Source organism: Pseudomonas sp. Irchel 3E19, assembly GCF_900187585.1.
In the GTDB taxonomy this organism is placed as follows: Bacteria; Pseudomonadota; Gammaproteobacteria; order Pseudomonadales; family Pseudomonadaceae; genus Aquipseudomonas; species Aquipseudomonas baetica.
The window spans coordinates 94,916-104,431 of sequence record NZ_FYDT01000019.1 but is presented as its reverse complement, the minus strand read 5'-3'; the positions used below and the strand labels follow the sequence as shown (position 1 = coordinate 104,431).

Below are 9,516 nucleotides of genomic sequence, written 5' to 3'. Positions count from 1 at the left end.
TCCATTTGGCTTTCGGGTGCGCGGTCAGCGCGAGGAAATGGCCGCTGACCAGCAACGGTTGATCGCTTTTGCCTTCAGCCAGTTGGAAGTCGCTGCGGTGGCGTTCGAGGGCGCGTTTGGCCAGGTGCTTGCCGCGCTCACGGTCGATGAAGCGGCCCGGGTAGTCGTAGTCTTCGAGGTCGGGAAGGGCGTCGCCGCGGTTTTCGCTTTCCAGCGTCAGGCGTGGTTTTTCGAAATCGTAATCGCGACGCGTGGTGCGGCTGGTGCGGGTTTCCAGGCGCAGGTCGAAGCGCTTGATTACCGGGTCGTTGGCGACCATGCCGGAGTCTTGCTGGTAGGCCACTGGCTTGAGTTTGGGGAACACCGTCTGGTCGTCGCCGAACACCAGTTTGTGCGCCGTGGCGCTGTGCTGGAAGTGGTAGTGAATGCCTTCTTCTTCGCACAGGCGCTGGATGAAATGCAGGTCCGATTCATCGTATTGCACGCAGTAAATGCGCTCGGGGTAGATCGAACCGGTCTGGAATTCGTAGGCGTTGCTCTGGATACCGTGCTCTTCGAGGACCATGCCGATGATTTTCGGCACCGTGAGGTTCTGGAAGATGCGCTGGTTGATGCGGTGCGCCAGGTACGCCAGTTGCGGGCGCAGGGTCACCGAGTAGCGCGTCAGGCGTTTGCCTGAGTCACCTTGCGCGGCGCGGTAGATCTGGCCATGGATGCCGCTGCCATCGGGCGATAGCTGCAGGAAGGCCGGTTTGTGCAGCAGGGTTTCGAGGTCCAGCGACGGTTTTTCACTGACCAGCTCCACCTCAAAGACAAAAGGCTGGCTGATGGCTTCCCGGCCGGTGAGGGTAAACACCTGAAAATCGGCGGAAAGCCCTTCGATGGTCAGGGCAAAGTGGGTTTCATTGGCCGGCGCGAACATCCCTTGTTCCTCGTGCTGTACAGCGGCGCTCGTCGACGGCCGCAAAAGCGGGTCAACGTACGCGAAATTCTGGAGGGGCGTAAACAACATCGACCAGCAAAGCTGGCCGATGTTTGTAACGATCAGCCGTAATTAAACGACTGGAGCACGCCAGTCATCGGAACCCGAAGTACCGGATACTTCGTGGGTCCAGGTGATTTTGCGGTAGGTGAACTGCACTTCTTCCAGGTGGGTGAAGTGCGAGTTGCCTGGATCCTGGCAGTTGTGCATTTTGTTGTTGATGGCGACGATGATCGCGTCTTCCAGTTTGGTGGTGTAGTAGTGCTCTTGGGTACCTTGAGCCGAAGTACGGAACCACTGGATAACGATTTCGCTCATGCGCTCGCCGGAAGTCAGAGCGGCTTGCAGCAGAGGCGAAGCCTTGTCGTAGACCTTGGTGATCACAACTGGCTTGTGAACGCGCTGACCGGTTGGCTGACCGGATTGTGGGTCACGCGGGATGATCACGTCGTGGCTGAAAGCCTGAACCATAACCTGGTCTTCGTGGCCTTCCTGGTAGGTGTTGCCAACGGAGTCGGCAGTGAATGCGCCTGCAGTGATCAGGCCTTGTTTTTCGCCGGTAACCGACATGTACGCTGGTGTTGCCATGGGGTGCTCTCCTTGCGGATAAATTTAGGGTGCCCGGGAGGCGAAATCGCCCGATGGGTGCATAAGAGCTATCAAGGAGCGTGCCAGGTTTTGCGAAGTCCCCGGAGGACGGGGGCAAAGTGCTCTGGACTGCGGTTGCGAGGGTTTTTTACATGGAATCGAAGGCGAAAGTGCGCAAGAAGTTGCGCAGTACTGCGCAACTTCTTGCGCACTTGGCTACAGGCCACGTGGCGTATGGTCTGTAGCGCTTCAGAGGGGTGTTTTATTATGGGGTACTGCGCAACTTGTTGCGCAGTATGGCTCATTGATGGCATTGGCCGGAAACGCGGGGTTTCAACAAATGACCAATCCGGCGCCATTTTTTGCCGTTCCGTCACTGGTCAGTCACTGGTCAGCCATCTTCCAGTTACTGGAAAGTCCCAAGCCAGAGCCTGTTGTGCTTAATGCCGACAGGTCAGGGGGTTAAAAAGCGTCTTATTAATGAGATACCGCCCTCGGCTATACTCCCCGCATTTCGACTTAGGCACGAGGAATCACTGTGAAGAACTGGACGTTGCGCCAACGCATTTTGGCGAGCTTTGCGGTGATTATCGCCATCATGTTTTTGATGGTAGTTCTCTCGTATTCGCGGCTGTTGAAGATCGAAGCCAGTGAAAACAGCGTCCGCGATGATGCGATCCCCGGGGTTTATTACAGCTCGATGATCCGTGGTGCGTGGGTTGATAGTTACTTGCAGACACAAGAACTGCTCGGGTTAAAGGAAGGGGAGGGGATTTCCAGCGAGGATGCGGCGGATTACAAGGCGTTCGAAAACCGCCTGCAAGAACAAATGGCCAACTACCGCAAAACCATGGCAACCGAGCAGGATCGTACCGAGTTCGCCGCGTTCGAGAAGTACCACGACGCCTACATGAAGATTCAGGATCAGGTGCTGGACCTGCACGGACGCAACCTGGAAGCCGATGCGCTCAAGCTGTTCAATGAGAAACTGACTCCGGCCTGGTACAGCGGCCGCATGAAGCTCAATGACATCATCGGTTGGAACAAGAAAGTCGCCGATCAGGCCATGGCCAACATCGACGACGCTGTCGCAGCGGCCAAAGTGAGCATGTTTATCTCGCTGCTGATCGCTGTGCTGGCGGCCGGTGCCTGCGGTCTGCTGTTGATGCGCGCGATCATGGCGCCGATGAACCGCATCGTGAAAATTCTCGAAATCATGCGCACCGGCGACTTGAGCAGCCGACTGAACCTCGACCGCAAAGACGAGTTTGGCGCAGTGGAAACCGGCTTCAACGACATGATGACCGAGCTGACCGCACTGGTGTCCCAGGCGCAGCGCTCGTCGGTGCAGGTGACTACCTCTGTGACCGAGATCGCCGCGACTTCCAAGCAACAGCAAGCCACCGCCACCGAAACTGCTGCCACCACCACCGAGATCGGTGCGACCTCGCGGGAAATCGCCGCCACCTCGCGGGATCTGGTGCGCACCATGACCGAAGTGTCCACCGCTGCCGATCAGGCCTCGGTGCTCGCCGGTTCCGGCCAGCAAGGTCTGGCACGCATGGAAGACACCATGCATTCGGTGATGGGCGCTGCTGATCTGGTCAACGCCAAACTGGCGATCCTCAACGAGAAAGCCGGCAACATCAATCAGGTGGTAGTGACCATCGTCAAGGTCGCCGACCAGACCAACCTGCTGTCGCTCAACGCCGCTATCGAAGCCGAAAAGGCTGGCGAATACGGCCGTGGTTTCGCCGTGGTCGCCACCGAAGTGCGGCGTCTGGCGGACCAGACGGCCGTGGCCACTTACGACATCGAACAAATGGTTCGCGAGATCCAGTCGGCCGTGTCGGCGGGCGTCATGGGCATGGACAAGTTCTCCGAAGAAGTGCGCCGCGGCATGTCCGAAGTGCAACAGGTCGGCGAGCAGCTGTCGCAGATCATCCATCAGGTGCAGGCGCTGGCGCCGCGCGTGCTGATGGTCAACGAAGGCATGCAGGCCCAGGCCACCGGCGCCGAGCAGATCAACCATGCGCTGGTGCAGTTGGGCGACGCCAGCAGCCAGACCGTCGAGTCGCTGCGTCAGGCCAGTTTCGCCATCGACGAACTGAGCCAGGTGGCCGTCGGGCTGCGCAGCGGCGTTTCGCGATTTAAAGTCTGATGAGCGAAATCATCGCCAAACGCAGCGTCGCGCAGGTGACGAAGCAGGCGTTGTTCCTGCTGTTTCGCATCGGCAGCGAGCGCTATGCCTTGCGCGCCACCGAAGTGGCGGAAGTGCTGCCGCGTCTGCCGTTGAAACCGATTGCCCGGGCGCCGCAGTGGGTCGCCGGGGTGTTCGCCTATCGCGGCGCGGTGGTGCCGGTGATTGATCTCAGTGCGCTGACTTTTGGTCAGCCTGCCGAGGCGCGGACCAGCACGCGTCTGGTGCTGGTTCACTATCGCCCGGACCAAGCGCAACCAGCGCAATGGCTCGGACTGATTCTTGAGCAGGCCACCGACACTTTGCGCTGCGATCCAGAGGATTTTCAGCCCTACGGCCTCGATAACCGGGAAGCGCCGTACCTCGGCCCTGTACGCGAGGACGCGCAAGGGCTGGTGCAATGGGTGCGGGTCAATGACTTGCTCGATGATTCCGTGCGCGGTTTGTTGTTCCCGAATCCGCCACGGGATCCGGCGCAGCTTGAGGCGCAATCATGAGCAGCGATCAGCGCTTTTTCGATTTCCTCAAGGAGCGCATCGGCCTTGATGTCACTTCGGTCGGGCCGGCGATTATCGAGCGGGCGGTGCGTCAGCGCACGACGCTTTCGCAAGCAGCCCATGCCGACGAATACTGGCAACTGCTGCAAGGCTCGCGGGACGAGCAACAGGCGCTGATCGAAGCGGTGATCGTTCCCGAGACCTGGTTTTTCCGTTATCCGGAATCCTTCGCCACGCTGGGCAAACTGGCGTGCAAGCGTCTCGGCGAGTTGAACAACATGCGGGCGCTGCGCATCCTCAGCCTGCCGTGCTCCACCGGCGAAGAACCGTATTCGATTGCCATGGCCCTGCTTGATGCCGGGCTTAAACCGCATCAGTTCAAGATCGACGGCATGGACGTCAGTCCCCTGTCGGTGGAAAAGGCGCGGCGCGCGCTGTACGGCAAGAACTCGTTTCGCGGCCAGGATCTGGACTATCGCGAGCGGCATTTCACCGCTGAGCAGGATGGCCATCGGGTCAATGAAACGGTGCGCGAGCAGGTGCGTTGGCAGGTCGGTAATGTGCTTGATCCGGCGCTGTTGGCCAACGAACCGGCTTTCGATTTCGTGTTTTGCCGGAACCTGCTGATCTATTTCGATCAGCCGACCCAGAAGCAGGTCTTCGAAGTGCTCAAGCGCCTGACCCACGTTGACGGCGTGCTGTTTATCGGCCCGGCCGAGGGCAGTCTCCTCGGGCGTCTGGGCATGCGTTCGATCGGCATCCCGCAGTCGTTTGCGTTCAGTCGCCACAGCGAGCCGGTGCCTGAGCCACTGCCGATCCCCAAACCCGTTCCGTTGCCCGTCAGCCAACCGCTGCGCAGTGCGCCACCACCGCCCGTGCGTAATCGACCATTTGCCGCAGTGGCGCCGCTGCCAACCACCCGCAAAAGCGCAAATCCCGACGCCGCGACGCTACTGGCCAACATTGCTGCGCTGGCCAACGAAGGCAAAAGTGCCGAGGCCCGCGCCGCGTGCGAACAGTATTTGCGCAGCCACGAACCGGTGGCGCAGGTTTTCTACTGGCTCGGCCTGCTCAGCGATGTCGCAGGCTCAGCCCTCGAAGCCCAAGGGTATTACCGCAAGGCTTTGTACCTCGAACCGCAACATCCCGAAGCGTTGATGCACCTGGCCGCGTTGCTGCAAGCCCAGGGCGACAGCGCCGGTGCCAGACGATTGCAGGAACGCGCCGCCCGCAGCGAGCGCACTGCCGACAGTGAGCGTAAACGATGATCGCGTCCGACACCTTGAACGTCACCCATGAAGACGCACGGGCCATCGATGATTGCTGGAACCGCATCGGCATTCACGGCGACAAGTCGTGCCCGTTGCTGGAAGAACACATCCACTGCCGCAATTGCTCGGTGTATTCCGCCGCCGCCACGCGCCTGCTTGATCGCTATGCCTTGCAGCAGGACGAGCGTGACCCAGTGGCGATAGCGGTCGAAACCGAGCTGAAAACCCGTTCACTGTTGATGTTCCGCCTCGGCGAAGAATGGCTCGGGCTGGCGACACGCAGCCTGGTTGAAGTGGCGCCGATGCAGGCCATTCATTCGTTGCCGCACCAACGCTCGCGCGCCTTGTTGGGCGTAGCGAATGTGCGCGGAGCGTTAGTAGCGTGCCTGTCGCTGGTCGAACTGCTGGATCTGGATGGCAACGCGGCCCCGGTCAACGGCGCGCGGATCATGCCACGCATGCTGATCATCGCCGCCAGTGGCGGGCCGGTGGTGGTGCCGGTGGATGAAGTCGACGGCATTCATGCGATTGACGAGCGAATTCTCGACGCCGCCTCGCAATCCGGTGCGCAAACCAGCGCCAAATACACCCGTGGCGTGCTGCAATATCGGGGTCGCAGCCTGCGATGGCTGGATGAAGAACAGCTGCTGTCCGCCGTGACCCGGAGCCTCACATGACCCCCGAGCAAATGCGCGACGCCTCCTTGCTGGAGCTGTTCAGCCTCGAAGCCGAAGCCCAGACCCAAGTGCTCAGCGCCGGGCTGCTGGCGCTGGAACGTAACCCGACCCAGGCCGATCAACTGGAATCGTGCATGCGCGCGGCGCACTCGCTCAAAGGCGCGGCGCGGATTGTCGGCATCGACAGCGGCGTCAGCGTCGCGCATGTGATGGAAGATTGTCTGGTCAGTGCGCAGGAAGGGCGCTTGTTGTTGCGTCCGGAGCACATCGACGCGTTGTTGCAGGGCACCGATTTGTTGATGCGCATCGCCACGCCTGCCAATGCGCCGCAACCGCCAGAGATTGAGGCTTACGTCGCGTTGATGGGGCAACTGCTCGATCCGTCGGCATCGCCAGCAGTGATCGCCGCGCCCGTCATGGCCGAGTTGCAACTCGAAGCGCCGCTAGTGCCTGCGCCTTCTGTCGAGGTTGCGGTCGACTCATTCGAACCGGCGCCACGCAACAGCAAGCGCAGCACTGAGGGTGGCGAGCGCGTATTGCGAGTCACTGCCGAACGCTTGAACAGCCTGCTCGATCTGTCGAGCAAATCGCTGGTGGAAACCCAGCGCCTCAAGCCGCATCTGGCCACCATGCAACGCCTCAAACGCATGCAGAACAACGGTCTGCGCGCACTGGAAAACCTCAACGTCCACCTCAAGGAACACGCGTTGAGCCTTGAGGCGCTGGAAGCGCTGGAGGATGCGCGGCGTTTGCTCGCTGAATCCCAGCAACTGCTGATCGAGAAAAACGCCGAACTCGATGAGTTCGCCTGGCAGGCCAGTCAACGCGCGCAAGTGCTTTATGACACCGCGTTGGCCTGCCGGATGCGGCCATTCGCCGACGTGCTCAGCGGTCAGGTACGCATGGTCCGCGATCTGGGCCGCAGCCTCGGCAAGCAGGTGCGGTTGGAGATCGAAGGCGAGAAGACTCAGGTCGATCGCGACGTGCTGGAAAAACTCGAAGCGCCGCTCACCCATTTGCTGCGCAACGCGGTCGACCACGGCATCGAAACCCCTGAGCAGCGTGTGCTCAAGGGCAAGCCTGAGGAAGGCCTGATCCGCCTGCGGGCCTCGCATCAGGCCGGATTGCTGGTGCTGGAGTTGAGCGATGACGGCAATGGTGTGGATCTGGAAAAGGTTCGCCGCAGCATCGTCGAGCGCCAGTTATCCCCAGCCGAAACGGCGGCGCAGTTGAGCGAAGAGGAACTGCTGACCTTCCTGTTTCTGCCCGGGTTCAGCCTGCGCGACAAGGTCACCGAAGTCTCCGGCCGGGGCGTTGGCCTGGATGCGGTGCAGCACATGGTGCGCCAACTGCGCGGCGCGGTCGTGCTGGAGCAGACAGCGGGCGAGGGCAGCCGTTTTCATCTGGAAGTGCCGCTGACCCTGTCGGTGGTGCGCAGTCTGGTGGTGGAAGTCGGCGAAGAGGCTTACGCCTTTCCACTGGCGCATATCGAGCGCATGTGCGATCTGGCCCCCGAAGACATCGTGCAGGTCGAGGGACGCCAGCATTTCTGGCACGAAGGCCGGCATGTCGGGCTGGTCGCGGCCAGTCAGTTGCTGAACCGTCCGGTCAGCCAGAACAGCGGGGAAACCCTGAAAGTCGTGGTGATTCGTGAGCGCGATGCGATTTACGGTGTGGCGGTCGAGCGTTTTGTTGGTGAGCGCACGTTGGTGGTATTGCCGCTGGACGATCGTCTGGGCAAAGTGCAGGACATTTCCGCCGGGGCCTTGCTCGATGACGGTTCGGTTGTGTTGATCGTCGACGTCGAGGACATGCTGCGTTCGGTGGATAAACTGCTCAATACCGGGCGCCTGGAACGCATCGCCCGCCACGGCAATCAAGCGGCAGAAGTGGCGCGCAAGCGAGTGCTGGTGGTCGACGACTCGCTGACCGTGCGCGAACTGCAACGCAAGCTGCTGCTCAATCGCGGCTACGACGTGGCGGTGGCGGTGGATGGCATGGACGGCTGGAACGCGCTGCGTTCAGAGGACTTCGATTTGCTGATCACCGACATCGACATGCCGCGCATGGACGGCATCGAACTGGTCACCTTGCTGCGTCGCGACAACCGTCTGCAATCGCTGCCGGTGATGGTGGTGTCGTACAAGGATCGCGAAGAAGACCGGCGCCGTGGACTGGACGCCGGCGCCGACTATTATTTAGCCAAAGCCAGTTTTCATGACGACGCCCTGCTCGATGCAGTGGTCGAGCTTATCGGGGGAGCGCGGGCATGAAGATCGCAATCGTCAACGATATGCCGCTGGCGGTGGAGGCCCTGCGCCGGGCGCTGGCCTTCGAGCCTGCGCATCAGGTGGTCTGGGTCGCGTACAACGGCGCCGAGGCAGTACGCTTGTGCGCCGAAAATACCCCTGATCTGATCCTGATGGATCTGATCATGCCGGTGATGGACGGCGTCGAGGCCACGCGGCGCATCATGGCGGAAAGTCCCTGTGCGATCGTGATCGTCACCGTTGACCGCCAGCAGAATGTGCATCGGGTCTTCGAAGCCATGGGCCACGGTGCGCTGGATGTGGTCGATACCCCGGCCCTCGGCGCCGGCAACGCCCAGGAAGCGGCAGCACCGTTGCTGCGCAAGATACTCAACATCGGCTGGTTGATTGGCGAGAAATCCGCGCGCTCGCGCCCAGCCCCAGCCCCCCAGCGCAGTTCGGCTTCGTGCCAGCGGCTGGTGGCGATCGGCTCGTCCGCGGGCGGGCCAGCGGCGCTGGAAGTGCTGCTCAAGGGCTTGCCGCGCAACTTTTCCGCGGCCATCGTGCTGGTGCAGCACGTTGACCAGGTGTTTGCCGCCGGCATGGCCGAATGGCTGGCCAGCGCCAGCGGCCTCGACGTGCGTCTGGCCCGCGAAGGCGAACCACCGCAGGCCGGCGCAGTGCTTCTGGCCGGCACCAATCACCATATTCGATTGTTGAAAAACGGCACGCTGGCCTACACCGCCGAACCGGTCAACGAGATCTACCGACCTTCGATCGACGTGTTTTTTGAAAGCATCGCCAGCTACTGGAGCGGTGACGCAGTCGGGGTTTTATTGACCGGGATGGGGCGTGACGGCGCGCAAGGGCTTAAGCTCATGCGCCAACAGGGTTACTTGACCATCGCGCAGGATCAGCAAAGCAGTGCGGTGTACGGCATGCCCAAGGCAGCGGCGGCGATCGATGCCGCGGTAGAAATCCGTCCACTGGAAAAGATAGCGCCACGATTGCTGGAGGTTTTCCCGAAATGAATAAGCCAATCCGCAATCCTG

Annotated in this window: 8 protein-coding genes; 6 read left to right on the top strand and 2 right to left on the bottom strand. The window is 61.1% G+C overall.

The features are described 5' to 3' along the window. On the bottom strand, positions 1 to 922 hold a 922-nt coding region (tssI, locus tag CKW18_RS14495), incomplete at its 3' end, for a type VI secretion system tip protein TssI/VgrG (RefSeq protein WP_141233107.1). A 132-nt stretch (positions 923 to 1,054) separates the two neighbouring features. Beyond that, positions 1,055 to 1,570 carry an Hcp family type VI secretion system effector gene (locus tag CKW18_RS14490; RefSeq protein ID WP_007919523.1) on the bottom strand — a complete coding sequence of 172 codons (516 nt, stop codon included), beginning with the start codon at positions 1,568 to 1,570 and terminating at the stop codon, positions 1,055 to 1,057. A gap of 538 nt (positions 1,571 to 2,108) precedes the next feature. Here CKW18_RS14490 and CKW18_RS14485 point away from each other — a divergent pair. Genes CKW18_RS14485 through CKW18_RS14460 form a run of 6 tightly spaced genes read left to right on the top strand, consistent with a single transcriptional unit; the run spans position 2,109 to position 9,495 of the window. Continuing rightward, complete coding sequence (locus tag CKW18_RS14485) at positions 2,109 to 3,731, top strand: methyl-accepting chemotaxis protein (RefSeq protein WP_095189414.1); 1,623 nt, start codon at positions 2,109 to 2,111, stop codon at positions 3,729 to 3,731. After that, positions 3,731 to 4,267 carry a chemotaxis protein CheW gene (locus CKW18_RS14480; protein ID WP_095189413.1) on the top strand — a complete coding sequence of 179 codons (537 nt, stop codon included), beginning with the start codon at positions 3,731 to 3,733 and terminating at the stop codon, positions 4,265 to 4,267. The genes CKW18_RS14485 and CKW18_RS14480 overlap by 1 nt, the downstream gene beginning before the upstream one ends. Then, the gene (locus CKW18_RS14475; protein ID WP_095189412.1) at positions 4,264 to 5,535 is read left to right on the top strand and encodes a protein-glutamate O-methyltransferase CheR; all 1,272 of its coding nucleotides are present in this window, start codon (positions 4,264 to 4,266) and stop codon (positions 5,533 to 5,535) included. Before CKW18_RS14480 ends, CKW18_RS14475 begins: the two co-directional genes overlap by 4 nt. Continuing rightward, positions 5,532 to 6,215, top strand: a complete 684-nt coding sequence (locus CKW18_RS14470; protein WP_095189411.1) for a chemotaxis protein CheW — start codon at positions 5,532 to 5,534, stop codon at positions 6,213 to 6,215. Before CKW18_RS14475 ends, CKW18_RS14470 begins: the two co-directional genes overlap by 4 nt. Then, positions 6,212 to 8,488 (top strand): hybrid sensor histidine kinase/response regulator, encoded by a 2,277-nt coding sequence (locus tag CKW18_RS14465; protein WP_095189410.1) that lies wholly within the window; start codon positions 6,212 to 6,214, stop codon positions 8,486 to 8,488. The genes CKW18_RS14470 and CKW18_RS14465 overlap by 4 nt, the downstream gene beginning before the upstream one ends. Next, positions 8,485 to 9,495: a chemotaxis response regulator protein-glutamate methylesterase gene (locus CKW18_RS14460; protein WP_095189409.1), complete on the top strand. Its 1,011-nt coding sequence runs from the start codon at positions 8,485 to 8,487 to the stop codon at positions 9,493 to 9,495. The genes CKW18_RS14465 and CKW18_RS14460 overlap by 4 nt, the downstream gene beginning before the upstream one ends. Positions 9,496 to 9,516 lie beyond the last annotated feature (21 nt).